At 61.9% G+C, this 26485-nt stretch carries 25 protein-coding genes and 2 tRNA genes; 20 read left to right on the top strand and 7 right to left on the bottom strand.

The annotated features are described in order from the left end of the window. Nucleotides 1-36: 36 nt before the first annotated feature. The 3 genes from RHP75_RS01615 to hisB are packed head-to-tail and all read right to left on the bottom strand — an operon-like array spanning nt 37 to nt 1530. Entirely contained in the window at nt 37-297 is a 261-nt protein-coding gene (locus RHP75_RS01615) for a DUF2164 domain-containing protein (RefSeq protein ID WP_311090173.1), read from the bottom strand. Beyond that, complete coding sequence (gene hisH / locus RHP75_RS01610; protein WP_233685471.1) at nt 298-936, bottom strand: imidazole glycerol phosphate synthase subunit HisH; 639 nt, start codon at nt 934-936, stop codon at nt 298-300. Continuing rightward, entirely contained in the window at nt 937-1530 is a 594-nt protein-coding gene (hisB, locus tag RHP75_RS01605; protein WP_090255169.1) for an imidazoleglycerol-phosphate dehydratase HisB, read from the bottom strand. It lies immediately after the preceding gene. A gap of 133 nt (nt 1531-1663) precedes the next feature. Between hisB and RHP75_RS01600 the strand changes: the two genes are divergently transcribed. From RHP75_RS01600 to rfbD, 15 genes are all read left to right on the top strand, one after another. Then, a complete protein-coding gene (locus RHP75_RS01600) occupies nt 1664-2764 on the top strand; it encodes an NAD(P)/FAD-dependent oxidoreductase (protein WP_311090172.1) in 1101 nt (366 codons plus the stop codon). Between the two features lie 123 nt (nt 2765-2887). Next, nucleotides 2888-5122, top strand: coding sequence for an AsmA family protein (locus RHP75_RS01595; RefSeq protein ID WP_311090171.1), 2235 nt, complete (start codon nt 2888-2890; stop codon nt 5120-5122). Further along, nucleotides 5119-6195, top strand: coding sequence for an A/G-specific adenine glycosylase (gene mutY / locus RHP75_RS01590; protein WP_311090170.1), 1077 nt, complete (start codon nt 5119-5121; stop codon nt 6193-6195). The genes RHP75_RS01595 and mutY overlap by 4 nt, the downstream gene beginning before the upstream one ends. Next, nucleotides 6192-6464, top strand: a complete 273-nt coding sequence (locus RHP75_RS01585) for an oxidative damage protection protein (RefSeq protein WP_090379491.1) — start codon at nt 6192-6194, stop codon at nt 6462-6464. The genes mutY and RHP75_RS01585 overlap by 4 nt, the downstream gene beginning before the upstream one ends. 132 nt (nt 6465-6596) lie before the next feature. Beyond that, nucleotides 6597-6672 (top strand) — tRNA-Phe (locus RHP75_RS01580). 256 nt (nt 6673-6928) lie between these two features. Continuing rightward, nucleotides 6929-7702 (top strand): ABC transporter ATP-binding protein, encoded by a 774-nt coding sequence (locus tag RHP75_RS01575; protein WP_311090169.1) that lies wholly within the window; start codon nt 6929-6931, stop codon nt 7700-7702. An 18-nt stretch (nt 7703-7720) separates the two neighbouring features. Continuing rightward, on the top strand, nt 7721-8473 hold the full coding sequence (locus tag RHP75_RS01570) for an ABC transporter substrate-binding protein (RefSeq protein WP_311090168.1): 753 nt from the start codon (nt 7721-7723) through the stop codon (nt 8471-8473). A gap of 50 nt (nt 8474-8523) precedes the next feature. Then, a complete protein-coding gene (locus RHP75_RS01565; RefSeq protein ID WP_090254729.1) occupies nt 8524-9219 on the top strand; it encodes an ABC transporter permease in 696 nt (231 codons plus the stop codon). Further along, entirely contained in the window at nt 9216-9986 is a 771-nt protein-coding gene (locus RHP75_RS01560; protein WP_311090167.1) for an ABC transporter permease, read from the top strand. Before RHP75_RS01565 ends, RHP75_RS01560 begins: the two co-directional genes overlap by 4 nt. 34 nt (nt 9987-10020) lie before the next feature. Continuing rightward, nucleotides 10021-11295, top strand: a complete 1275-nt coding sequence (locus RHP75_RS01555; protein ID WP_311090166.1) for a methyltransferase — start codon at nt 10021-10023, stop codon at nt 11293-11295. Between the two features lie 248 nt (nt 11296-11543). Then, a tRNA-Thr gene (locus tag RHP75_RS01550) sits at nt 11544-11619 on the top strand. 129 nt (nt 11620-11748) lie between these two features. Next, nucleotides 11749-12801, top strand: coding sequence for a dTDP-glucose 4,6-dehydratase (gene rfbB, locus RHP75_RS01545; RefSeq protein ID WP_311090165.1), 1053 nt, complete (start codon nt 11749-11751; stop codon nt 12799-12801). A gap of 11 nt (nt 12802-12812) precedes the next feature. Beyond that, complete coding sequence (gene rfbA / locus RHP75_RS01540; RefSeq protein ID WP_311090164.1) at nt 12813-13679, top strand: glucose-1-phosphate thymidylyltransferase RfbA; 867 nt, start codon at nt 12813-12815, stop codon at nt 13677-13679. A 2-nt stretch (nt 13680-13681) separates the two neighbouring features. Continuing rightward, nucleotides 13682-14227, top strand: a complete 546-nt coding sequence (rfbC, locus tag RHP75_RS01535) for a dTDP-4-dehydrorhamnose 3,5-epimerase (RefSeq protein WP_311090163.1) — start codon at nt 13682-13684, stop codon at nt 14225-14227. Beyond that, nucleotides 14224-15090, top strand: coding sequence for a dTDP-4-dehydrorhamnose reductase (gene rfbD, locus RHP75_RS01530; RefSeq protein WP_311090162.1), 867 nt, complete (start codon nt 14224-14226; stop codon nt 15088-15090). The genes rfbC and rfbD overlap by 4 nt, the downstream gene beginning before the upstream one ends. On the opposite strand, the gene RHP75_RS01525 is transcribed toward rfbD, so the two are convergent. Beyond that, complete coding sequence (locus tag RHP75_RS01525; RefSeq protein ID WP_311090161.1) at nt 15087-16712, bottom strand: methyl-accepting chemotaxis protein; 1626 nt, start codon at nt 16710-16712, stop codon at nt 15087-15089. The genes rfbD and RHP75_RS01525 overlap by 4 nt on opposite strands. Nucleotides 16713-16880: 168 nt before the next feature. Here RHP75_RS01525 and RHP75_RS01520 point away from each other — a divergent pair, with 168 nt between their 5' ends. From RHP75_RS01520 to dctM, 5 genes are all read left to right on the top strand, one after another. Continuing rightward, nucleotides 16881-18695, top strand: a complete 1815-nt coding sequence (locus RHP75_RS01520; RefSeq protein WP_311090160.1) for an ATP-binding protein — start codon at nt 16881-16883, stop codon at nt 18693-18695. Next, nucleotides 18692-20086 carry a sigma-54 dependent transcriptional regulator gene (locus tag RHP75_RS01515; RefSeq protein WP_311090159.1) on the top strand — a complete coding sequence of 465 codons (1395 nt, stop codon included), beginning with the start codon at nt 18692-18694 and terminating at the stop codon, nt 20084-20086. Before RHP75_RS01520 ends, RHP75_RS01515 begins: the two co-directional genes overlap by 4 nt. A 293-nt stretch (nt 20087-20379) precedes the next feature. Beyond that, nucleotides 20380-21369 carry a C4-dicarboxylate TRAP substrate-binding protein DctP gene (gene dctP / locus RHP75_RS01510; RefSeq protein WP_311090158.1) on the top strand — a complete coding sequence of 330 codons (990 nt, stop codon included), beginning with the start codon at nt 20380-20382 and terminating at the stop codon, nt 21367-21369. A gap of 127 nt (nt 21370-21496) precedes the next feature. Further along, nucleotides 21497-22129, top strand: coding sequence for a TRAP transporter small permease (locus RHP75_RS01505; RefSeq protein WP_160086748.1), 633 nt, complete (start codon nt 21497-21499; stop codon nt 22127-22129). Beyond that, the gene (dctM, locus tag RHP75_RS01500; protein WP_311090157.1) at nt 22126-23409 is read left to right on the top strand and encodes a C4-dicarboxylate TRAP transporter large permease protein DctM; all 1284 of its coding nucleotides are present in this window, start codon (nt 22126-22128) and stop codon (nt 23407-23409) included. Before RHP75_RS01505 ends, dctM begins: the two co-directional genes overlap by 4 nt. A gap of 167 nt (nt 23410-23576) precedes the next feature. Here the strand turns inward: dctM and RHP75_RS01495 are convergent, their stop codons facing one another. From RHP75_RS01495 to ubiH, 3 genes are read right to left on the bottom strand one after another with little or no spacing between them, the layout of a single operon-like run. Then, nucleotides 23577-24794, bottom strand: coding sequence for a 2-octaprenyl-3-methyl-6-methoxy-1,4-benzoquinol hydroxylase (locus tag RHP75_RS01495; protein ID WP_167146402.1), 1218 nt, complete (start codon nt 24792-24794; stop codon nt 23577-23579). A gap of 14 nt (nt 24795-24808) precedes the next feature. Then, on the bottom strand, nt 24809-25291 hold the full coding sequence (locus RHP75_RS01490; RefSeq protein ID WP_311090156.1) for a DUF4442 domain-containing protein: 483 nt from the start codon (nt 25289-25291) through the stop codon (nt 24809-24811). A gap of 3 nt (nt 25292-25294) precedes the next feature. Continuing rightward, on the bottom strand, nt 25295-26482 hold the full coding sequence (gene ubiH, locus RHP75_RS01485) for a 2-octaprenyl-6-methoxyphenyl hydroxylase (protein WP_311090155.1): 1188 nt from the start codon (nt 26480-26482) through the stop codon (nt 25295-25297). Nucleotides 26483-26485: the final 3 nt, after the last annotated feature.

Below are 26485 nucleotides of genomic sequence, written 5' to 3'. Positions count from 1 at the left end.
CGGTTGAACCTGCTCAAGTCGTGTGAATTCGGTGGGTCAGCTCTTTTCGAGCGCCCAGAGGTCGCTTTCGATGCTCTCGAACCGTTCTTTCAGGTGAGTCTGCACATCGAAAATCGCCCGGTTGTAGTAGTGCGGTGCAATCTCGCGGGCAAACAGTTCGAGCACCTCGGCGGCCTCGAAACTGCCCAGCTCCAGCTCGAAGCGCTCGGCCATAAAACGCTTGAGCACCAGGCAGGCTTCACGCTCCTGCTCGGCACTCAAGGTCATGATCGGCGGTTTCGCCTTGCCCCGGCTCATTTACCAGCGGCCATCCCAGGCGACGAAGTTCTGCAGCAGCTGCAGGCCGTGGGTGTGGCTCTTTTCCGGGTGGAACTGCACGGCAAAGCGCGAACCTTCAGCCAGCGCCGCGGCGAAATCCTTGCCGTAGTGACCGCGACCGACCACCTGCTTGGGGTTACCGGCCTCGATGTAATAACTGTGCACAAAGTAGAAGCGCGCCAGGTCCGGAATGTTGTGCCACAGCGGGTGCTTGACCGACTGTGCCACCTCGTTCCAGCCCATGTGCGGCACCTTCAGCGGCTCGCCGTCTTCGACCATGTCCTTGCCGAAGAAACGCACCTGGCCAGGGAACAGGCCGATGCAGTCGACGCCATCGTTCTCTTCGCTACGTTCCAGCAGCGCCTGCATACCCACGCAGATGCCGAGAAACGGCCGATCCGCGCTGACTTCCCGCACCAGGCTGTCGAAGCCCAGGCGCTTGATCTCGGCCATGCAATCGCGGATCGCGCCAACGCCGGGAAATACCACCCGGTCGGCTTCGCGAATCACCTGGGCATCGCTGGTCACCAGCACCTTGCCAGCCCCCACGTGCTCCAGGGCTTTGGCCACCGAATGCAGGTTGCCCATGCCGTAGTCGATTACTGCAACCGTCTGCATTTACAGGCAGCCCTTGGTCGACGGCATTTGCCCGGCCATGCGCTCATCCAGCGTCACGGCCATGCGCAACGCGCGGCCGAAGGCTTTGAACACGGTTTCAATCTGGTGGTGGGTGTTGGTGCCACGCAGGTTGTCGATATGCAGCGACACTAGGGCGTGATTGACGAAGCCCTGGAAGAACTCCTGGAACAGGTCCACATCGAAACCGCCCACCACGGCGCGGGTGAACGGCACGTGCATCTGCAGGCCCGGACGACCGGAGAAGTCGATCACCACGCGCGACAGCGCTTCATCCAGCGGCACGTAGGAGTGGCCGTAACGGGTCATGCCCTTCTTGTCGCCGATGGCCTGAGTAAAGGCCTGGCCAAGAGTGATGCCGACGTCTTCGACGGTGTGGTGGTCATCGATATGCAGGTCGCCCTTGCACTGGATATCCAGGTCGATCAGGCCGTGACGGGCGATCTGATCGAGCATGTGCTCAAGGAACGGCACGCCAATATCGAACTTGGCCTTGCCAGTCCCATCCAGGTTGATCGAGACCTTGATCTGGGTCTCCAGGGTATTGCGCTCGACGGATGCCGTACGTTCGGCCATCACCAGCTCCAGAAATTGCCCACGGAAAAAGGCTGGCATTATAGGCGGGCATCCACCCAGGCGGCTACCAGCGGCGATCAGAGGCACCGCTATCGACCGCATAGCCCCACGTCAGACAACCAACGGAACGCACATGGACAGTATCGACACCCTGATTATTGGCGCCGGCGCCCTCGGCCTGGCCTGCGCCGCGCGCCTGAGCAAGCCTGGGCAGATCAGCTTGATAGTCGAGGCGGAAAGCCTGGTCGGCAGCCACACCTCCAGCCGCAACTCCGAGGTGATCCACGCCGGCATCTACTACGCGCCCGGCTCGCTCAAGGCAGAACTGTGCCTGGAAGGTCGCGAACGCCTGTATGCCTGGTGCAGCAGCCATCAGGTGGCGCACCGCCGGCTGGGCAAACTGCTGGTAGCCGTGGAAAGCACAGAAATCGCCAAGCTCGAACAGTTGCAGCGCAACGCCCAAGCGTGCGGCGTGCATGACCTACAGGCCATCGAACAGCCCCAACTGAATGCCCTGGAACCCGCCGTGCGCGGCGTTTGCGCCCTGCTCTCGCCCAGCACCGGGATTATCGACAGCCACGCCTACCTGCAATCGCTGCTGGCCGCAGCCGAGCAGCGCGGCGCGCAGCTGGTTCTGCACACCCGCGTCGAACAGCTCGAAGCGGACGGCGATGGCTGGATAGCCCACGGCCAGAGCAACGGCGAGCCGTTCCAGCTGAAAGCTCAGCGGGTGATCAATGCCGGCGGGCTGTTCGCCCAGCAACTGGCCAGGCAAACCCAAGGCCTGCAAAACGTGCCACCGCTGCATCTGTGCCAGGGCCGCTATTTCAGCTACAGCGGCCGCTCGCCGTTCCAGCACCTGATTTATCCGATGCCGGAAGCCAACACCGCTGGCCTTGGCATACACGCCACCTTGGATCTCGGCGGCCAACTGCGTTTCGGCCCTGACACCCACTACCTCACACAGATCGACTATCAGGTCGAAGAAAGCCTGCGCGAGCCGTTCGCCGATGCCATCCGCCGCTACTTCCCCGCTATCGACAGCGCGCGCCTGGTACCGGGCTATAGCGGCATCCGGCCAAAACTCGCAGGACCCGGGGAACCGGCCGGCGACTTCATTATCCAAACGCCCAATGATCACGGCATGCCAGGCCTGGTCAACCTGTTCGGCATCGAGTCGCCCGGCCTCACCGCCAGCCTGGCGATTGCCGAGCGCGTGGCGCAGGCCCTGTAAAAGCCGCTTGCAAAATCACCGTGTAAACGGGACTGTCGGCGGTCAAGGTAAAAACGCTGGCGCTATACTCGCCGGCTTGAATTGCTGCTCTTCACCATCCAGTTTCGAAACAAGGATTCGCACATGAAAGCGCTCGGCAAAATTCTCGGCCTGTTTTTTCTCGGGCTCTTGCTGATCATCGTGGCGCTGGGCTTTGCCCTCACCCACCTGTTCGATCCCAACGATTACAAAGACGAAATCCGCCAACTGGCCCGCGACAAGGCCAATCTGGAGCTGACCCTCAAGGGCGATATCGGCTGGAGCCTGTTCCCCTGGCTCGGCCTGGAGCTGACCGACGCCACCCTCGCCAGCCCCAGCACCCCGGACAAACCGTTCGCCGATCTGCGCCTACTAGGCCTGTCGGTGCGCGTGCTGCCGCTGCTGCGCAAAGAAGTGCAGATGAGCGATATCCGCATTGATGGCCTCAACCTCAACCTGCAGCGCGACGAGAAAGGCCGCAGCAACTGGGAAGATGTCGGCAAACCGGCCAACGCCGCGACCGCAACAACCGACGCACCAGCAGCGAGCACAGACAGCGCAGAGACCGAAAGCCCAGCCATCGAGCCAGGCGAAAGCAGCCAGCCGCTGAAACTGGATATCGACAGCCTGATCGTCAACAGCGCGCGCATCGATTACCACGACGCGCAGAAAGGCCAGCAATTCAGCGCCGAAAGCATCCAGCTGACCACCGGGGCGATCCGTGAAGGTGCTGGCATCCCGGTCAAACTCAGCGCCTTCTTCGGCCTCAACAAACCGGTACTGCGCGCCCGTAGCGAGCTGCAAGGCGAACTGCGCTTCGACCGCGCTCTCAAGCGCTATCAGCTGGAAGACGCCAAGTTTTCCGGGGAGGTCTCCGGCGAGCCTTTCGACGGCCAGACCCTGACCTACTCGGCACAGGGCCAGCTTTTGGTTGATCTGGCCGCTCAAGTTGCTGAATGGAACGGCCTGAAACTCTCCGGCAACCAGTTGCGCGCCCTCGGCGAGTTGAAAGTCCGCGACCTCGATAAGCAGCCAAAACTCAGTGGAGGCCTGTCCATCGCCCCACTCAACCTGCGCGAGTTCCTCGCCACCATCGGCCAGAAACTGCCACCGATGAACGATGACAAGACCCTCAGCCAGTTCGAATTGGTCACCCGCCTCAGCGGCACCGACAACAGCCTGACTCTTGAAGACCTCAAGCTGACCCTGGATGACAGCCACTTCAGCGGGCAACTGGCGGTAGCCGACTTCGCCAAACAGACCCTGCGCGTGCAGCTCAAGGGTGACCAACTGAACCTCGACCGTTACCTGCCGGCGCCATCCAAGGACACCCAGGATGCCGGCGCCGCTCGCAAGGCCGAGGTCAAGGCCAGCGTCGCCAGTGCCGGGCAGAGCGGCAGCACACCGCTGCCCGACGCACCGACCCAGCACGCCTGGAGCAGCAGCGAAGTGCTGCCGATAGAGACGCTGCGCAAGCTCGACGTACAGCTCGACCTCGGTCTCGATCAACTCACCGCCCAGCAGCAGGTGATCAGTAACTTCAGCGCCAAGGCGCAAAGCAAAGGCGGCCTGCTGACCCTGCAGGATGTGCGCGGCACTATCGGCAACGGCAGCTTCAATGCCAAGGCCAGCATCGATGTACGCCCAGCAGTGCCGCTGCTCAGCGTGCAGAAGAATCTCAGCAGCATCCCGGTTGAGCCATTCCTGAAAAAGCCCGACCAACCATCACCCGTCAAAGGCCTGCTGGACTTCAACGCCAACCTGACCACCAGCGGCAACAGCCAGCGCGCCTGGGTTGATGGCCTGACAGGCGACGCCAGCTTCATGCTGAATGACGGCGTACTGGTCGACGCCAATCTGGAACAGCAGCTGTGCCGTGGCATCGCCACGCTCAACCGCAAATCCCTGAGCAGCGACCCGCGCGGCAAGGACACGCCCTTCGAGACCCTGCAAGGCAGCCTGATCCTGCGCAACGGTGTGGCGCACAACCCCGACCTCAAGGCCGTCATTCCGGGCCTGGCCGTCAGCGGCAAGGGCGACCTGGACCTGCGCATCCTCGGCCTCGACTACCGTGTCGGCATCACCGTTGTCGGTGATCAGCGCGAAATGCCCGACCCGGCCTGCCAGGTCAACGAGCGCTATGTCGGCATCGAATGGCCGGTGCGCTGCCGCGGCCCGCTGGAAATGGGCGGCAAGGCCTGCCGCCTGGATCAGGACGGCCTGGGTAAAGTCGCCGCCAAACTCGCCGGCAACAAGCTCAGCGAAAAAATCGAAGAGAAACTCGGTGATAAAGTCAGCCCCGAACTGAAAGACGCGCTCAAGGGCCTGTTCAACCGATGAGCCCCGAGCAATTTTCTGGCGCGGTACTGAATTGGTACGACAGCCACGGACGCAAGGACCTGCCCTGGCAACAGGGCATCACGCCTTACCGCGTGTGGGTATCCGAGATCATGCTGCAGCAGACCCAGGTCAGCACCGTGCTCGGCTACTTCGACCGCTTTATGGCCGCATTGCCCACGGTGAATGACCTGGCCGCAGCACCGGAAGATGAAGTGCTACACCTGTGGACGGGCCTCGGCTACTACACCCGCGCGCGCAATCTGCAGAAAACCGCGCAGATCGTGATGCGCGAACATGCCGGCGAATTCCCCCGCGATGTCGAGCAGCTCACCGAACTTCCCGGCATCGGCCGCTCCACCGCCGGCGCCATCGCCAGCCTGAGCATGGGCCTGCGTGCGCCGATCCTCGACGGCAACGTCAAACGCGTACTGGCGCGCTACGTGGCCCAGGAAGGCTATCCGGGCGAACCAAAGGTGGCGAAACAGCTGTGGGATGTGGCCGAGCGTTTTACCCCGCACGCCCGGGTCAACCACTACACCCAGGCGATGATGGATCTGGGCGCCACCCTGTGTACCCGCAGCAAACCCAGCTGCCTGTTATGCCCGCTGAAAAGTGGCTGCCAGGCGCACCTGCTCGGCCTGGAAATCCGCTACCCAATCCCCAAGCCACGCAAGGCGCTGCCGCAGAAACGCACACTGATGCCGATCTTCGCCAACCGCAACGGCGAGGTGCTGCTCTACCGCCGCCCGTCCAGCGGCCTCTGGGGCGGCCTATGGAGTTTGCCGGAGTTGGACGAAGAAACGGCCATCGCCACACTGGCCAGCCACCACAGCCTGCAGCTCGGCGCACAGCGCGAACTGAGCGGCCTGACTCATACCTTCAGCCACTTCCAGCTGGCCATCGAACCCTGGCTGATCCAGGTCGACGCCGCGCCGGCTGCCGTGGCCGAGGCTGACTGGCTCTGGTATAACCTCGCCACCCCGCCACGCCTGGGCCTCGCCGCCCCGGTAAAAAAACTACTGAAGCGCGCGGCCGATGCACTCGCAACCCCGATCACTGGAGAAACACCATGACCCGCACCGTACAGTGCCGCAAACACAAGCAGGAACTCCCCGGCCTGGACCGCCCACCGTATCCGGGCGCCAAAGGTGAGGACATCTTCAACAACGTTTCCAAGCAAGCCTGGGACGAATGGCAGAAGCACCAGACCCTGCTGATCAACGAACGCCGCCTGAACATGATGAACGCCGAAGACCGCAAGTTCCTCCAGGCTGAAATGGACAAATTCCTCTCCGGCGAGGAATACGCCCAGGCCGAAGGTTATGTGCCACCCAGCGAGTAAACGGGCAGACGGGGCGTACCTTCACCCGCCCCACGCAATGCTCGCCCGAACCTAAGCGCCCGTAATAATTAAATATTTTTCAAACTCACGCTTGACACCCACCCTTCAAATCCGTCTAATAGCGCCCCGTTGGCCCAGGTAGCTCAGTCGGTAGAGCAGGGGATTGAAAATCCCCGTGTCGGCGGTTCGATTCCGTCCCTGGGCACCATGAATACCGAGAAACCCCAAGCGAAGTTAAATTCCTTGGGGTTTTTTCATGCCTGTGATTTACCGAGCAACAGCTTCTAACCCCAGTGAAATTGTGCACGCGCGACAGCCAACTGCAGCCAAGCGACAGCGTGACCGAGTGAGCGCTCCCAGGCCGGTAAACGGCTTGGCGGTCAGCGAAACGCTATGCTAGCTTGACGCCTCGCCAGGAAGGCCACGCAACGCCTGAGCGCAACCGAAGAATAAGAGGACACTCCATGGCCGAGGCCACGCCCGCGCTGGAAATACGCGACCTGCATAAACGCTACGGCGACCTTGAGGTGCTCAAGGGCATCTCCCTCACCGCTCGCGACGGCGATGTGATTTCCATCCTCGGCTCTTCCGGTTCCGGCAAATCGACCTTTCTGCGCTGCATCAACCTGCTGGAAAACCCGCACAAGGGGCAGATCATCGTCGCCGGCGAAGAACTCAAGCTGAAGCCTGCGAAGAATGGCGAGCTGGTCGCCGCCGACAATCGCCAGATCAATCGCTTGCGCAGCGAGATCGGCTTTGTCTTTCAGAATTTCAATCTATGGCCGCATATGAGCGTGCTCGACAACATTATCGAGGCGCCGCGCCGCGTGCTGGGGCAAAGCAAGGCCGAGGCCATCGAGGTGGCCGAGGCGCTGCTGGCCAAGGTCGGCATCGCCGACAAGCGCCACGTTTACCCGAATCAGCTTTCCGGCGGCCAGCAACAGCGCGCGGCGATTGCCCGCACCCTGGCCATGCAGCCGAAAGTCATCCTGTTCGATGAGCCCACTTCGGCCCTCGACCCGGAGATGGTACAAGAAGTGCTTAATGTGATCCGCGCACTCGCCGAAGAAGGCCGCACCATGCTGCTGGTAACACATGAAATGGGCTTTGCCCGTCAGGTGTCCAGCGAGGTGGTGTTTCTGCACCAGGGCCTGGTTGAAGAACAGGGCTCCCCGGAGCAGGTATTCGACAACCCGAACTCGGCGCGCTGCAAACAATTCATGTCCAGCAATCACTAAAACACGGAGCAACTACGCATGCAGAACTACAAGAATATCCTGCTGGCCGCTGTCGCCACCCTGGCCTTCGGCACCAGCGCCGTCGCAGCGGACAAGCTGAAACTGGGTACCGAAGGCGCTTACCCGCCATTCAACCTGATTGACGCCAGCGGTCAGGTCGGCGGTTTTGACGTGGAAATCGGCCAGGCCCTGTGCGCCAAGATGAAGGCTGAGTGCGAAGTGGTCACCTCCGACTGGGACGGCATCATCCCGGCGCTGAACGCGAAGAAATTCGACTTCCTGATCGCCTCCATGTCGATCACCGAAGAGCGCAAGGCCGCGGTTGATTTCACCGAGCCTTACTACACCAACAAGCTGCAGTTCATCGCGCCAAAAGGCGGCGACTTCAAGACTGACAAAGCCAGCCTGAAAGGCAAAGTGATTGGCGCCCAGCGCGCTACCATCGCCGGCACCTGGCTGGAAGACAACCTCAATGGTGTGGTCGATATCAAGCTGTACGACACCCAGGAAAACGCCTACCTCGACCTGGCCTCGGGCCGCCTCGATGGCGTGCTGGCTGACACCTTCGTAAACTGGGAATGGCTGAAGAGCGACGCTGGCAAGAGCTTCGAATTCAAGGGCGACCCGGTATTCGACAATGACAAGATCGGCATCGCCGTACGCAAGGGCGACGCCCTGCGCGAGAAGCTGAACGCCGCACTGGCCGAGATCGTGGCCGATGGCACCTACAAGAAGATCAACGACAAGTACTTCCCGTTCAGCATCTACTAAGCTGCCGGCACTGCGTCGCCCGCCCGGGCGGCGCAGGCTTCTGAGCCCCTATGAATTTCGACCTCTACGGATTCGGCCCGGCCCTGGCTGCTGGCACCCTGATGACCATCAAGCTGGCGCTCAGCGCGCTCTGCCTGGGTCTGGTGCTCGGTTTGCTCGGCGCCCTCGCCAAGACTTCCCCGTACAAGCCGCTGCAATGGCTTGGCGGTACTTACTCGACCATCGTGCGCGGGATTCCCGAGCTGCTCTGGGTGTTGCTGATCTATTTCGGCACCGTGCAGCTGATGCGCAACCTGGCGGACCTGCTCGGCATCGAAAGCCTTGAGCTGAACGCCTTCGCCGCCGGCACCATTGCCCTCGGCATCTGTTTCGGCGCATACGCAACCGAAGTGTTTCGCGGCGCGATCCTGGCCATCCCCAAAGGTCACCGCGAAGCCGGCCAAGCCTTGGGCATGTCCAAGCCGCGAATCTTCTGGCGCCTGATCCTGCCGCAGATGTGGCGCATCGCCCTGCCTGGCCTGGGCAACCTGTTTATGATTCTGATGAAGGACACCGCACTGGTCTCGGTGATCGGCCTGGAAGAAATCATGCGCCGCTCGCAAATCGCCGTGACCGCCAGCAAGGAGCCCTTCACCTTTTATATGGTGGCGGCCTTTATCTACCTAGGCCTGACCGTGCTGGCGATGATCGGCATGCACTTCCTTGAAAAACGCTCCAGCCGTGGCTTTGTCAGGAGCGCGTCATGAGAAAGATCTCTGAAATAGCAGCCTGGTCGGTTGCCATTGCGCTTATTGCTTATGCGCTGTGGGGCGGCCTAACCGCCCTCAACTGGGACGTGATCATCAAGTGGCTGCCGCGCCTGTCTGAAGGCGCCTTGTTGACCCTGGAGCTGGTGGCTATCGCGGTTCTCGCCGGGCTGATTCTCGCCCTGCCGATGGGCATCGCTCGCGCCTCGCGGCACTGGTATGTGCGCGCCCTGCCCTACGGCTACATCTTCTTCTTCCGTGGCACACCACTGCTGGTGCAACTGTTCCTGGTCTATTACGGCCTGGCGCAGTTCGATGCAGTGCGCGAAGGCCCGCTCTGGCCCTATCTGCGCTCCCCGTACTGGTGTGCGGTGCTGACCATGACCATGCACACCGCCGCCTATATCGCCGAAATTCTACGCGGGGCGATTCAGGCTGTGCCACCGGGCGAGATCGAAGCCGCTCGCGCGCTGGGCATGTCGCGCGCCAAGACCATGTTCTATATCGTCCTGCCACGCGCCGCGCGTATCGGCTTACCGGCCTACAGTAACGAAGTGATCCTGATGCTCAAGGCCAGCGCCCTGGCCAGCACCGTGACCCTGCTGGAACTCACCGGCATGGCCCGCACCATCATCGCCCGCACCTATCTGCCGGTAGAGATCTTCTTTGCTGCGGGCATGTTCTACCTGCTGATCGCCTTCCTGCTGGTGCGCGGCTTCAAGCTGCTGGAACGCTGGCTGCGCGTCGACGCTTGCCAGGGCCGCTGATTCCTGAGGGCTCGCCCCCTCAGGCACCGCCATCATGCCAACCACCACTCCCGCCCAGATCCTGCAAGGCGCTGCCTTGCTGCAGCGTTTTCAAGCACTCGACAGTTTTCTTATCGAACACCAGGCGCTGTGGCGACCACGGCCCTTTGTGCATTACCCGGCATTGCCCTGGGAAGCCGGGCACCCACAACTGGCCGCCTGGCTCCGAGCACAAAGCCTGGAGCATGCCGAAGCCGCGCATAACCAGCCGCACCTGCTGCAAGCACCTGCGCCCTTCCCGCAACTGGCCGCTCAGGCTGACGAACTAAGCCAGCTCGGTGAACTGCCACAGTCACCCGCGACGGTATTGCCAACGCGCTTTAGCGCAGATGTGCCGGGGCGCAAGTGGCAACAGATCGACGCCTTCGCCCGCAGCCTGCGCTTCAGCCAAACACCGCAACACTGGCTAGACTGGTGCGCCGGCAAGGGCCACCTCGGCCGGATGCTTGCACACGGCGGCGGCAGCCTGACTTGCCTGGAATACAACCCACAACTAGTCAGCAGTGGCCAACAGCTCAGCCACAAACTCGGCATCGCCGCGCAGCATATCGAGCAGGATGTGCTGGCCGCCGACGCCGCGAAGCAACTGCAGGCGCAGCACACCCCCGTGGCGCTGCATGCCTGCGGCGAACTGCATACGCGCCTGCTGCAACTGGCCAGCCAGGCCGGCTGCCAGCACGTGGCCGTGGCGCCCTGCTGCTACAACCGCATCAGCACAGCGACCTATAAGCCACTTTCGGCAAGCGCCCAGGCCTCATCACTGCAACTGTCTATCGACGATCTCGGCCTACCCCTGAGCGAAACCGTCACTGCAGGCGCCCGCGTTCGCCGGCAGCGCGATCAATCCATGGCCTGGCGTCTGGCCTTCGATCTGTTACAGCGCCAACTGCGTGGCATCGACGAGTACTTGCCAACGCCATCCCTGCCGCCAGCCTGGCTCGACAAATCGTTTGCCAATTACTGCCACGACCTCGCCGCACTTAAACAGCTGCCCACCCCCGCGAAACAAGACTGGAAACAGCTCGAACAACAAGGCTGGCAACGCCTGGCCGAGGTGCGCAATCTGGAACTGCTGCGCGGACTATTCCGCCGCCCAATGGAACTCTGGCTACTGCTCGACCGCGCCCTCTACTTGCAGGAACACGGCTACACCGTGCGCCTTGGCACCTTTTGCAGCCGCCAACAGAGCCCGAGAAACCTCCTACTGCTGGCAGAACGCCAGCAAAACTTGCCCACAGCATCTGTGGATAACTCTGTTGACAGAATCTGAGCAAACCGCGCAAATGCCCGCCCCAGCTGAACATTGCCAAGCTGCGCATTTTTTAATCTGAAAATATAGTTTGTAAAAACAGACACTTAGCCAATACCGCGAACCAGCCCACAAAGTCTGCGCACGCTCGTGCCAGATGCCCTGCTTATGTGCATAACGATTTGGCTGCTGATAACAATGCCTGCACAGAACTACGCTCAGACGGCTTTACTCAGCCAAATGAATGGATATAATGGCGACCCTCAAAGGCCGGTATAGCTCAGCTGGTAGAGCAACTGACTTGTAATCAGTAGGTCCCGGGTTCGATTCCTGGTGCCGGCACCATATAAAGAAAGCCCCGCAGCGATGCGGGGCTTTTTTTTGCCGAAAAATACTGCACTTGCCCCATCCTGCACGGCTTGTAACACTGCCCAGCAATGTTCACCGAGCATATAAAAAGGAAGGTATAGGTCCGTGCACATCCTTATCACCGGCGGCGCCGGCTTTATCGGTTCGGCGCTGATTCGCCATCTGCTGAATCACACCGAACATCAGGTGCTCAACCTCGACAAGCTGACCTATGCCGGCAATCTCGAATCGCTGGCCAGTGTTGCTGATCATCCGCACTATCGCTTTGTGCAGGCGGATATTGCCGACAGCGCTACCGTCAGCAAGACACTGGCTGAATTTCAGCCGGATGCGATCATGCACCTGGCGGCCGAGTCGCATGTCGATCGCTCCATCGACGGCCCGGCGGCGTTTATCCAGACCAATATCGTCGGCACCTATGCGCTGCTCGAAGCCACGCGCAGCTATTGGATGCAGCTGGAGCCGGCACGCAAAGCCGCGTTTCGCTTTCACCATATCTCGACCGATGAAGTGTATGGCGACCTGCACGGTGTAGATGATCTGTTCACCGAAGCCACGGCCTACGCACCCAGCTCGCCCTACTCGGCGAGCAAGGCCGCATCGGATCATCTGGTGCGTGCCTGGCAACGCACCTATGGCCTGCCAGTGCTGATTACCAACTGCTCGAACAATTACGGCCCTTACCACTTCCCGGAAAAACTGATCCCGCTGGTGATCCTCAATGCCCTGGATGGCAAGCCACTCCCGGTTTACGGCAATGGCCAACAGGTACGCGACTGGCTGTATGTGGAAGACCATGCCCGCGCGCTGTTAAAGGTGGTGAGCGAGGGCAAGGTCGGTGAAACCTACAATATCGGCGGGCACAACGAGCAGAAGAACCTGCATGTAGTGGAGAGTATCTGCACGTTATTGGACGAGCTGTCCCCCCGCCAGAACGGCTCATACAAAGAGCAGATCAGTTTCGTCAGCGACCGCCCGGGGCATGACCTGCGCTACGCCATCGATGCCAGCAAGATCGAACGCGAGCTGGGCTGGAAACCCGCCGAGACCTTCACCAGTGGCCTGCGCAAAACCGTACTCTGGTACCTAGACAACCTCGACTGGTGCCGCCGCGTACAGGATGGCAGTTACCAACGCGAGCGTCTCGGCGCACTTTAAGGAGCAGCACAATGAAAGGCATCATTCTCGCCGGCGGCTCCGGCAGCCGCCTACATCCGATTACCTTGGGCGTGTCCAAGCAACTGCTGCCGATCTATGACAAGCCGATGATCTACTACCCGATCTCGGTGCTGATGCTCGCGGGTGTGCGCGAAATTCTGATTATCTCCACCCCGCAGGACTTGCCGAATTTCCGCAAGATGCTCGGTGATGGCAGCCAGTTTGGCGTGCGTTTCGACTACACCGAACAGCCCTCACCCGACGGCCTGGCCCAGGCCTTTGTGCTGGGCGAAGACTTTATTGGCAAGGACTCGGTGTGCCTGATCCTTGGCGACAATATCTTCCATGGCCAGCACTTCACCGAGAAACTCCTGCGTGCTGCAGCCGAACCCTCGGGCGCTACCGTCTTCGGTTACTGGGTCAATGATCCTCAGCGCTTTGGCGTGGTTGAGTTCGACGCTCAGGGCAAGGCCATCTCCATCGAGGAAAAACCGGCAGTGCCGAAGTCCAGCTATGCAGTGACCGGCCTGTACTTCTACGACAACGACGTGGTCGAAATCGCCAAGGCGGTCAAACCCTCGGCACGCGGCGAGCTGGAAATCACCGACGTGAACAATGCCTATCTGCAACGTGGCGATCTGCGGGTCGAGCGTTTCGGCCGCGGCTTCGCCTGGCTCGATACCGGCACCCACGACAGCCTGCTGGACGCCTCGCAATACGTGCAGACCATCGAACACCGCCAGGGCCTGAAAGTCGCCTGCCTGGAAGAAATCGCCTATCAGCAGGGCTGGATTGATCGCCAGCAACTGCTGGCCCAAGCCAAAGCCTTTGGCAAAACCGGCTACGGCCAGTACCTGTTCAAGCTGGCCGAGGACTGACCATGCAAGCGGTTAACACCGAAATACCCGACGTAATCATTCTCGAACCCAAGGTGTTCGGCGATCAGCGCGGGTTTTTCTTCGAAAGTTTCAACGCCCGCAGCTTTGCCGAGGCCACCGGCCTGCAGCGCGAGTTCGTCCAGGACAACCATTCACGCTCGCAACGTGGCGTACTGCGCGGCCTGCATTACCAGGTGCAGCAAGCGCAGGGCAAACTGGTGCGGGTCACCGCGGGCGAAGTTTATGACGTAGCAGTGGATCTACGCCGCAGCTCGCCAACCTTCGGCCGCTGGGTCGGCGTGCACCTTTCCGCCGAAAACAACCGGCAATTGTGGGTACCTGAAGGTTTTGCCCATGGCTTTGTAGTACTCAGCGAATTCGCCGAATTTCTCTACAAAACCACCGACTACTATGCCCCCGAGCATGAGCGCTGCATCCGCTGGGATGACCCGACACTGGCCATCGACTGGCCATTGGATGGCGCACCGCAGCTATCGGCCAAGGATCAGGCCGGTCTCAGCTTCGTCGATGCGCAGGTCTTCCCGTGAAGATTCTCTTGCTCGGCCAGCATGGCCAAGTCAGCCAGGAACTACAGCGTACCCTGCAAGGCGCAGGCGAGCTGACAGTACTGGGGCGTGAGCAGCTGGATCTGGCTAAGCCCGAACTGATTCGCCAGCAGGTTCAACGCTTGCACCCCGAGTTGATCATCAATGCCGCCGCGCACACCGCGGTGGATCAGGCCGAGAGCGAGCCGGAGCTGGCCTTCGCGATCAATGCCACGGCCCCGGGCATCCTCGCCGAGGCCGCTACCGAGCTAGGCGCTCTGCTGATCCATTACTCCACCGATTACGTATTCGATGGCAACCATGCTGTGCCTTACTGCGAGAACGACGCCACCAACCCGCTGAGCGTATACGGGCGTAGCAAGCTGGCCGGGGAGCAGGCGATTCAGGCCGTGGGCGGCATGCATCTGATTCTGCGCACCAGCTGGGTCTACTCGCAGTACGGCAAAAACTTTCTGCTGACCATGCAACGCCTGCTGCAGGAGCGCGAAAGCCTGTCCGTGGTGGACGACCAGATCGGCGCACCAACCTGGGCCGGCACTATTGCCCAGACCACAGCACAGCTGATCGAGCAGTGGCGCAGCAGACATGCCGGCCCGTGGGGCGTGTATCACCTGACCGCACAGGGCGAAACCAGCTGGTTCGGTTTTGCCCGCGCGATTGCTACGCACCTGCACAGCCAAGGCAAAACCGTGGCGGCGCTGCACCCCATACCCAGCAGCGCCTATCCAACCCCCGCACAGCGCCCACTTAATTCGCGCCTGGACTGCAACCGTTTGCAGCAGGATTGGCAGGTTCAACTGCCGACCTGGCAAGCCGCGCTGGAGCAGTGCCTAGCTCATCGCTAAGCCCTGAAGCGCTGAATCTGTTGCTGCAAACCTGTGGCCAGTTGCGCCAGATCGCGACTGGCAATCGAGCTCTGTTCAGCGCCATTAACCACTTCGCCAATACTGTCGTTGAGGCTGCTGATGTTCTGGCTGATCTCATTGGCTACTGCCGTCTGCTGCTCGGTGGCAGCGGAAATCTGTACGTTGCCGTCGGCAATACCCTCAATGGCATGGGCAATATGATTGAGCACCTCACCCGCTTCACGGGCATGGCTGACGCTGTTTTGCGCCTGCTCGCGCGAGAGCTGCATGGCGCTGACCGCACTGCGCGCACCGCCCTGCAGGGCATCGATCATGCTGCGGATCGACTCGGTGGCCTTCTGCGTATTACTCGCCAGACTGCGCACCTCATCAGCCACCACGGCAAAGCCGCGCCCCGCCTCACCGGCGCGCGCAGCTTCGATCGCCGCGTTGAGCGCGAGCAGGTTGGTCTGCTCAGCAATGCTCTGGATCACCCCTAGCACCTTGCTGATTTCATCGCTTTGGCTGTGCAGGGTGTCGATCACCTCGCCGGCTTTTTCCACCGACACCGACAATCCCTGAATCGACTTGAGGTTGGACTGCACCAACTCGCTGCCCTGACGCGCCTCCTTGTTTGCGTCCGCCGCATTCGTGGCGGTGGACTGCGCATTGCGCGCCACCTCCTGCACGGCCACGCTCATCTGATGTACGGCGGTGGCAACCATATTGGTCTGGTCGCCCTGGGCCGTGGCAGCCTGGCTGACCTGGGCGCTGATCGCGCTCATCTCCTCGGACGCGGCGGCCAGCTGGGTGGAGGTATCGGTCAAATGACGAATCAGCGCCTGCTGGTGCTCAAGCATGGTATTGAAGGCGCGCGCGGTATCGGACACCTCATCGCGACCACGGGCGTCGGCACGCAGGGTCAGATTGGAAGATTCCTGCACTTCACTGATCAGGCTGCGCAGCCCCGCCAGCGGACGAATGATCGACAGACTGATCAACAACGCGGCCACCAGCACCAGCACTAGCGCCACAGCACCGATCAGCACAAAGGTGTTGCGGATCATCTGGTACTGCGCCGTAGTCTCAACGTTAAGCCGCTCGCCTTCGCTCAGCTGCAGACTGATCAAACCTTCCAACTCGCCACCCAGCGGATCAAAGGTGTCATACAGGGTGCGGTTGAACGGGCCGGCCTCGGCGGCCAGCAACTGGCCGCCGCCGAGCTGCCCGAGATACTGATCGGCCAATTGCTGCACCCGCAGCAGGTGCGGCTTGGTGCGCTCGACCCGGCTACTTTCATCGCTGGTCAGGCGCGTGGCGATGTACTCGGCCCAGGCTTTGTCACCGCGGCTGCGGGCATCGCTGAATGCCTTACGCAACGCGGACTCATCGAACACCCCGGCACGGTACTTATGCAGCGCATCGACCATCGCCACCGCATAGGCATCGGACACCACCTTGAGCTGGCTGATCGGCCGCATACGATCGGTAAACAATTCATCAAAACTGTCATTCAGTTTGCTGGCATTGGACAGCGCCATGCTGATGACCACAATCAGCACCAGCAGCGGCACCACCGCCAATAGCAACAACCTCGCCCTTACCGTCAATTGAGCCAGCATCAGGATATCTCCAGGGACTAAAGCGCGGCCGTCCATGCAGGGCGCAAGCGGGCGACACCATTACTCCAGGGCGATGCCGAACGATTTGAGTATTGACCCATATCGGCGAGCTTGCCCACTTATTGCATAACCGCCACTCTGAACTGATCACCCTGCCCGAGTAAGCGCATGTCCACCGCTCATCCTCACCCCCGTCGTCCGCGTTGGCGCAGCCTGGCCGTTCTCGCCCTGCTGCTGACGCCCCTGCTGTGGCCGCTGCAGCAACTGGCCGAGCGCTACTACAGCGGCGTACTGGTCGAACAGAACCGTCAGACCCTCGACCTCTACGTCGCCAACCTGCTCGGTACGCTGCGCCGCTACGAGGTGCTACCGCCGATTCTCGGCGACTTACCCGCACTGCGTTTGGCCCTGCAACAGCCCGACCAGCAGAGCGCCCGCGACAGCGCCAACCGCCTGCTGGATCAAGTCAGCGCGCAGACTGGCGCCGACGTGATCTACCTGATGGACCCCAACGGCAACACCCTGGCGGCCTCCAACTGGGAGCAGGCCGACTCCTTCGTCGACCGCAACTTCGCCTTCCGCCCGTACTTCCGCGAAGCCATCGCCGGCCGCCCAGGGCGCTTCTTCGGCCTCGGCACTACCTCGGGCAAACGCGGCTACTACTTCGCCGCCGCCGTGCGCGACGGTGAGCGCAACCTCGGTGCGCTGGTGGTCAAGGTTGACCTCGACCACACCGAAACCCTCTGGGGCAACACCCCGGAACAACTGCTGGTAACCGATGCCAACGGCGTGGTGATCCTCACGTCCAACAGCCAGTGGCGCTTTACCGCCAGCCGCCCGCTGGACGCCGCCGAACGCGCGGCAATCGCCGCCAACCTGCCTTACCCGACCCAGGCGCCGCCGCCGATCAAGCTGGATGCACAGAACTGGATTCGCCAGGATCGTGAACTCAAGGAAACCGGCTGGACTGTCAGCATTCTCGCCCCGCGCAGCCTGCTCGACCGCCCCGTACGTACCGCCCTGGTAGCCGGCGGCGGCATGCTGCTGTTGTTGATGCTGCTGCTCGGCCTGCTCATGCAGCGCCGCCGTCACTACCTGGAACGCATCGCCCTCGACAGCCAGGCCCGTCAGCAGCTGGAGCAGCGCGTGCTGGAGCGCACCCTCGATCTGGAACGGCTGAATAGCCGGCTGAAGCAGGAAGTGCTGGAGCGCGAACAGGCCCAGCAGGAGCTGGTACAGGCGCAGGATGAACTGGTACAGGCCAGCAAACTCTCGGCCTTGGGCACCATGAGTGCGAGCATCAGCCATGAGCTCAATCAACCGCTGGCAGCCATCCGTAGCTATGCCGATAACGCCTGCGTGCTGCTCGACCACCAGCGCGGCGACGACGCCCGCGCCAACCTCAAGCTGATCAGCCAACTGACCGAGCGCATGGCCTCGATCATCGCGCACCTGCGCGCCTTCGCCCGCCGCGACCGTCACGCACCGGAAAGCGTGGCCCTGCAACCGGCCATCGATGACGCCCTGGCACTGCTGGCCAAGCGCCGCCAGGCCATGCAGGTCGAGCTGATCCGCGACCTGCCCAACGCCACTCTGTGGGTGCAGGCCGGGGAAACCCGCCTGCGCCAGGTGCTCGGCAACCTGCTGGCCAACGCCCTCGATGCCTTGAGCGAAGTGCCGCAGCCACGCCGCCTGTGGTTAAGTGCCGAACTTGCCGCCGAGGGCGTCGATCTACACCTGCGGGACAATGGCCCCGGCTTTAGCCAGGAGGCGCTGCAACGCGCCCGCGAGCCATTTTTCACCACCAAGACCAGCGCCCAGGGCCTAGGCCTCGGCCTGGCCATTTGCGATACCCTGATGCGCGCCCTGGGCGGCGAACTGCTGTTCGCCAACCACCCTGACGGCGGCGCCCTGCTGACCCTGCGCCTGCGCGCCGCGGATCAGGGCATCAAAACCCAGTCGCCAGAGGACTTTGTTGTATGAGCATGATCGACTCCCGTACCCAGGTGCTGCTGATCGACGACGACCCCCACCTGCGCCAGGCGCTGAGCCAGACCCTCGACCTGGCTGGGCTCAAGGTCAGCAGTCTGGCCGATGCCCATGGCGTTGCCGCACGCATCGAGCGCGACTGGCCGGGCGTGGTGGTCAGCGATATCCGCATGCCCGGCATCGACGGCCTGCAACTGCTGCAACTGCTGCAGGAACAGGACCCGGAACTGCCGGTACTGCTGATCACCGGCCACGGCGATGTACCGCTGGCCGTGCAGGCCATGCGCGCCGGCGCCTATGACTTTCTGGAAAAACCCTTCGCCAGCGACGACCTGCTCGACAGCGTGCGCCGCGCCCTGGCCCTGCGTCGCCTGGTACTGGATAACCGCAGCCTGCGCATGGCCCTGGCCGATCGCCACACCCTGTCGGCGCGTTTAGTGGGGCAATCCCCGGCCATGCAACGCCTGCGTGAACAGATTGGCGCCCTGGCCGGGATCAACAGCGATGTGCTGATCCTCGGCGAAACCGGCGCCGGTAAGGAAGTGGTGGCGCGTGCGCTGCACGACCTGTCCAGCCGCCGCGCCGGGCCATTCGTGGCAATCAACGCCGGCGCCCTGGCTGAATCAGTGGTGGAAAGCGAGCTGTTTGGCCATGAGCAAGGCGCCTTTACCGGGGCGCAGAAACGCCGCATCGGTAAGTTCGAATTCGCCAATGGCGGCACCCTGTTCCTCGATGAAATCGAAAGCATGAGCCTGGAAGTGCAGGTTAAGCTGCTGCGCCTGCTGCAGGAGCGGGTGGTCGAGCGCCTCGGCGGCAATCAGCTGATCCCGCTGGATATTCGGGTGATCGCGGCGACCAAGGAAGACCTGCGCCAGGCCGCCGACCAAGGACGTTTCCGCGCCGACCTGTATTACCGCCTGAACGTCGCGCCGCTGCGTATCCCGGCCCTGCGTGAGCGCGGTGAAGATGCCCTGCTGCTGTTTCAGCACTTTGCCGAAGCCGCCAGCAGCCGCCATGGCCTGGCTGAACGTAGCCTGCAGCCGAGTCAGCGCGCAGCGTTGCTGCGCCATCCGTGGCCGGGCAACGTGCGCGAGCTGCAGAACGCCGCCGAACGCTTTGCCCTCGGCCTGGAACTGGACCTCGACCTGCAAGCCCAGGCTGCTGCGCCCATGCCCGATGAAGACGGCAGCAGCGGCGGCCTGAACGCCCAGGTAGAAGCCTTCGAGCGCAGCCTGATCAGCGCCGAACTGAGTCGTTCGCACAGCTCGCTGCGCAGCCTGGCCGAGGCGCTGGGCGTGCCGCGCAAAACCCTGCACGACAAGCTGCGTAAACACGGCCTGAGTTTCGCCGACGCTGGCGGAAGCTCGCCAGACAGCCTCGACTAGCAGGCGGATTTCCGCCAAAAGCTGCGCAAACGACCTGCGCAGCAGCGCGCGAAATCTCCTGCAACAACCCGCCAGGCCTTGTCGCTGCTGCGTTTCACATTGCTCACAGCGGCCATTTCAGTGCCTGGCATGGCGGTTGCTCTAGCCTCCTGCAGGCGACTCGACAACGCACAGCTCTAGGCAATCTGCCCGACGCCCGTCATTTTCTGACAGGCCGCCTAGACTTGAGCCTGTTCGCCCAACTTGTAGCGCTGCGGCGCATCACGCTATACAAAAACAAGAGGAAAGACTCCATGTTCAAACTGACTGCCAAGGCGCTCGCGTGCGCCCTGTCGCTGAGCATCGCCGGCATGGCCCAAGCGGCCGACCCGATCGTGATCAAGTTCTCCCATGTGGTCGCCGACCACACCCCTAAAGGCCAGGGTGCCGTGCTGTTCAAGAAGCTCGCTGAAGAGCGTCTGGGCGACAAGGTCAAGGTCGAGGTTTACCCGAACTCCTCGCTGTTCGGTGACGGCAAGGAAATGGAAGCGCTGTTGCTCGGTGACGTGCAGCTGATCGCCCCATCGCTGGCCAAATTCGAGCAGTACACCAAGCAAATCCAGGTATTCGACCTGCCGTTCCTGTTCAAGGACATGGCCGCCGTCGACCGCTTCCAGCTCAGCCCGGAAGGTCAGGCGCTGCTGAAGTCCATGGAAGAGAAAAACATCACCGGTCTGGCCTATTGGCACAACGGCCTCAAGCAGCTGTCCGCCAACAAGGCGCTGCGTGAGCCGAAGGATGCCCGTGGCCTGAAATTCCGCGTACAAGCTTCCGCCGTACTGGAAGAGCAGTTCAAGGCTGTGCGCGCCAACCCGCGCAAAATGAGCTTCGCCGAGGTTTACCAGGGTCTGCAGACTGGCGTGGTCAACGGTGCCGAGAACCCTTACTCGAACATCTACAGCCAGAAGATGCATGAAGTGCAGAAGTTCATCACCGAATCCAACCACGGTGTTCTGGACTACATGCTGATCACCAACACCAAGTTCTGGAACAGCCTGCCTGCCGATGTACGCAGCGAGCTGGACAAGATCATCGTGGAAGTGACCGCTGAAGTGAACAAGCAGGCTGGCGCGCTGAACGATGGCGACAAGCAGCGCATCATCGACGCGAAAACCACCGAAATCATTACCCTGACCCCTGAGCAGCGTAATGAATGGCGCGATGCCATGAAGCCGGTGTGGAGCAAGTTCGAAGCTGAAATCGGTGCTGACCTGATCAAAGCTGCCGACGCAGCCAACCAGTAAGGCGGAGCAGGCTGCGGCCTGCACCCAACCACAGCGCAGCCATGCTGCTGCGCGATTGGCCGAATACCCAGGCACCCCTTCACGGGTTGCTTGGGTACGCCGCCCCTAACCACTGGAGACTCTATTGATGAACGCCTTGCGGCGCGTCTGGGACCACTTCGAGGAAGGCTTTATCGCGTTCCTGCTGGCCGCCATGACGCTGGTGACCTTCGTCTACGTGATCCTCAACAACCTCTACACACTGTTCTACAACCTGGCGGATCGCTGGGAAGGCAGCAGTGAGTTTTTCTTCGCCATTGGCGACAGCATTCTCGGCATGGCCCAGTCGATGACCTGGAGCATTGCCCTGACCAAGGCGTTATTCGCCTGGTTGATTTTCTTCGGCCTGGCCTACGGTGTGCGCACCGCCGGGCATATCGGCGTCGACGCGCTGGTCAAGCTGGCCAGCAAACCGGTGCAACGGGTTATCGGTCTGATCGCCTGCCTGGCCTGCCTGGGCTATGCCGGGCTGATCACCGTCGCCAGCTTCGACTGGGTGAAAACCCTGTTCACCGCCGGCATCGGTGCGGAAGACCTCGGTCACTACGGCATCATGCAATGGCATATCACCCTGATCGTACCGTTCGGCTACGCCATGGTTTTTATCCGCTTCTTTGAAATCTTCGTACGCATTCTGCGCAACCAGCAGACCGGCCTGGGCCTGGCTGATGAAGCCGCCGACGCGCTGAAGATCAATGAGCACGGGGAGCACAAACAATGACCATCCTGTTCCTCTTCATTCTGCTGTTCCTGCTGATGTTTATCGGCGTGCCAATTGCCGCCTCGCTGGGTCTGGCCGGCTCGGTGACGATCATGCTGTTCAGCCCAGACTCGGTGCGTTCGCTGGCGATCAAACTGTTCGAAACCAGCGAACACTACACCCTGCTGGCGATCCCGTTCTTCCTGCTGTCCGGTGCGTTTATGACCACTGGCGGCGTGGCCAAGCGCCTAATCGACTTCGCCAACGCCTGCGTCGGCCATATCCGTGGTGGCCTGGCTATCTCGGCGGTATTGGCATGCATGCTGTTTGCCGCGCTGTCCGGCTCCTCGCCAGCCACCGTGGCTGCAGTGGGCTCGATTGCCATCGCCGGCATGGTGCGCTCGGGTTACCCACAGGCGTTCGGCGCAGGTATCGTGTGTAACGCCGGCACCCTGGGCATCCTGATTCCGCCGTCGATCGTCATGGTGGTGTACGCCGCCGCGACCGAACAGTCGGTAGGCAAGCTGTTTATGGCCGGTGTCGTACCTGGCTTGCTGCTGGGCGTGGCGCTGATGGTGGCGATCTATATCGTTGCGCGGAAGATGAACCTGCCGGCCATGCCGCGCGCCAGCTTCCGTGAGTTCATCACGGCGGCACGCAAGGCCATCTGGGGTCTGCTGCTGATGGTGATCATCCTCGGCGGCATCTACACCGGCATGTTCACCCCGACCGAGGCAGCTGCTGTGGCAGCAGTCTACGCCGGCTTCGTGGCGCTGTTCGTGTACAAGGACATGACCATCCGCGAGTGCCCACGGGTGCTGCTGGAATCCGGCAAGCTGACCATCATGCTGATGTTCATCATCGCCAACGCCATGCTCTTCGCCCACGTGCTGACCACCGAGCAGATCCCACAGACCATCACCGCCTGGGTGGTGGAGATGGGCCTGCAGCCGTGGCAGTTCCTGCTGGTAGTGAACATCGTGCTGCTGGTAGCGGGCGCCTTTATGGAGCCGTCGGCGATCATCCTGATCCTCGCACCGATCCTCTTCCCGATTGCCGTGCAGCTGGGCATCGACCCGATCCACCTGGGCATCATCATGGTGGTGAACATGGAAATCGGACTGATCACACCACCGGTGGGGCTGAACCTGTTCGTCACCTCGGCGGTGACCGGCATGCCGCTGACCGCCGTGGTCAAAGCCGCCTGGCCATGGCTGATGCTGCTATTGAGCTTCCTGATGATCATCACGTACGTGCCGGCTGTCTCTATGGCATTGCCGAACTGGCTGGGCATGACCTGACAGCAACTCCGTGTGTACTTCCCTACACACTTTCAGCCCGGCCTCAGTGCCGGGCTTTTTTTGCTTGCAGTTTTTTGTCAGGCGGATTGGCGCCATGCGCCATGGCCAGGTTTACGCCGTGCGGCGTAAACCACCCTCGGCGGAACACACATCACTGGGCTAGAGAGTTAAACCCGCGCCAACTCTGGCAGATCGCCAGACAAACCCAGGGCCTGGCGCACGAACAGCGCCTTGGCTTCGGGCAGGTCGTCGACCCAGTTGAGGCCGCTGTTGCGCAGCCAGCGCACAGGCAGCGGATCAGCCTGGAACAGCCGTTCGAAGCCTTCCATCGCCGCCATCATCGCCAAGTTGTGCGGCATGCGTCGACGCTCGTAGCGGCTCAGCACCTTTACATCACTCAGACGCTCGCCACGTTGCATGGCGTGCAGCAACACCTCAGCCAATACCGCGACATCAAGAAAGCCCAGGTTGACGCCCTGCCCGGCCAACGGGTGGATGCTGTGCGCGGCATCGCCAATCAGTGCCAGGCCATCCTCGACATAACGCTTGGCGTGCCGCTGACGCAACGGAATACACAGGCGCGGGTCAGCTTGCAGCACCTCTCCCAGACGATGCTCGAAGGCAAAGCCCAGAGCGCGGCGAAAGCCTGCATCATCCAGCGCCATCAGTCGTTCGGCTTCAGTTGGGGTCACCGACCAGACAATCGAGCACCAATGCTCACCTTCAGGACCCGCCAGCGGCAAAAAGGCCAACGGGCCGTCATCGGTAAAGCGCTGCCAGGCAGTGGCCTGGTGCGGTTTGGCGCAGCGCACGCTGGTGACAATGGCGTGGTGCAAGTAATCCCATTCACGGGTGGCGCAACCTGCCAGGCGGCGTACCGCTGAGTTGGCCCCATCCGCAGCGATAACCAATGGCGCACGCAGCTCACGCCCATCATTGAGGCTCAATAACCAGCCCTCGCCCGAGCGACGCAGCTGCTCCAGACGCGCGCCGGGGAGCAAGCCAATCGAACTGTCATGCAGGCGCTCAAGCAGCGCGTCTTGCACCACACGGTTCTCGACAATATGGCCGAGGGATTCGGCATGCACGCTGGCCGCGCTGAAGTGAATCTGCCCGGTACCGGAACCATCCCACACCTGCATCTCGCCATAGGGGCAGACACGCCGCGCGGCGATGCCTTCCCACACGCCCAGGCGTTCAAGAATGCGTTGGCTGGCAACCGACAGCGCGCTAACTCGGGGCTCGAAGGCAGCCTGCGGATCAAAGGGTTTGACGCTCAGCGGGCTGCCATCGACCAGCAGAATTTCCAGGCCCTGATCCTGCAGAGCCAGCGCCAGGGCGCTGCCCACCATGCCTGCGCCTACGATGATCAGATCCGCTTGCATCACATATTCCTTGTTCAGGCTGCCTGCCGAGCGCGCGGTTTTAGTCGCACGTAGAGAGTTTTATGCACCCGCGCCACCAAGGTACCGCTGCCATCGCGCACCTCTACATGCAGCTCGGGGTGGTACTTGTCACCGTCTGCGGTGTGCTGGCGAATATCGTCAAGCAGTCCTTGGTCGATGCTGAAGTCGGCGTACACCGGGCCTTTGCCGGGGGCGATAAAGTCGATGCGCGCGGACTTGTCCCAGACAATAAAATCGCGCCCGAGATTTTCCATGATCATCAGCATGAAGAACGGATCGGTCATCGAATACAGACTGCCGCCGAACTGGGTGCCAACATAGTTACGGTTATACCAACCCAGGCCCATTTTGACCTGCACCTGACGGAAGTCCGCGCTGATCTGTCGCACCCGCACGCCAGCCCCCAGGTAGGGCGGATACAAGTTCATCACCCAACGCAGCAGCCGCGCCTTGCGCGCCAGTTTGTTTGCCGACATGAATCAATGCTCCGAGCGGGTGCCGAGGCCCATGGCCTGGCGGGCAAACCAGCGTTTCGCCGGAGGAAGAAGATCGAGACCAAGCAAACCGAGGTTACGCCCGGCGGCCAACAGCGGCTGGCCGGTGCTGAACAGACGGGTTACCTGATCAGAGAAGCCGACGGTCAACTGCTGGTCCATCTGCTGGCTATTCAGGTAGCGCTGCAACGTGGCCAGATCACCCAAGGGCGCGTGGCTGGCCAGCAGGGTTTCGGCCAGCACCAGGGTGTCGCGCAGCGACAGGTTGTAGCCCTGCCCGGCAATCGGATGCAGGCTGTGCGCGGCGTTGCCGAGCACCACCAGATGCTGACGCACCTGCTCCTTGGCCGCGGTCAGCGCCAGCGGATAAAGGTGCCGCGTGCCGACCTGGCGCAAACTGCCCAGGCGGTAACCGAAAGCCTGCTGCAACTCGGCGAGAAACGCCGCATCGTCGAGTGTCGACAGGCGTTCGGCCTCCAGGCTGGCGCGGGTCCAGACCAGCGCACAGCGGTTATCCGCCAGCGGCAGCATGGCCATCGGCCCTTCTTCGGTAAAGCGCTCGAAGGCCAGGCCGTTATGCGCCTCTTGCGGGCTGACGTTGGCGATCAGCGCGCTCTGGCCATAAGGCGTGTTGCTGACGGCGATGCCCAGTTGCTCACGCAGCCCGGAGCGGCCACCTTCAGCGAGAATCGCCAGGCTGCATTCCAATTCGCCGCCGTCATCCAAAGTCAGCCGGTAGCCATCGGCCAGGGCCTGCATCCGCGTGACCTGGGCCGGGCTGCGCCAGCTCACCACCTGTTGATCCAGCGCCTGCCACAGGCATTCGCCGAGCCAGGCGTTTTCCACCACGTACCCCAGCGCCGGCACGCCTTCTTCCTCGGCACTCAAGCGCGCGGCAGCGAAACGGCCACGGTCGGAAACATGAATCTGCTTGATCGGCTCGGCACGCTGGCTGATCTGCTGCCACAGGCCGAGACGCTGATAAATCTGCTGCGAACCAAACGACAGCGCAGTCGAACGTGCGTCATAGCTGGGCTGGTAACCGTTGCCCGGAGTGAAGGGTTCAATCAGGCAAATACGCCAGCCGCGCTGCTTGGCCTCGGCCTGCAACGCCACGGCCAAACTCGCGCCGACCAGGCCGCCGCCAATAATCGCAATGTCGGCGCGTGGCATGCT

The sequence above is a fragment of the Pseudomonas sp. SG20056 genome (assembly GCF_031764535.1).
Lineage (GTDB): Bacteria > Pseudomonadota > Gammaproteobacteria > Pseudomonadales > Pseudomonadaceae > Aquipseudomonas.
This window is presented reverse-complemented; position numbering and strand designations above follow the sequence as displayed.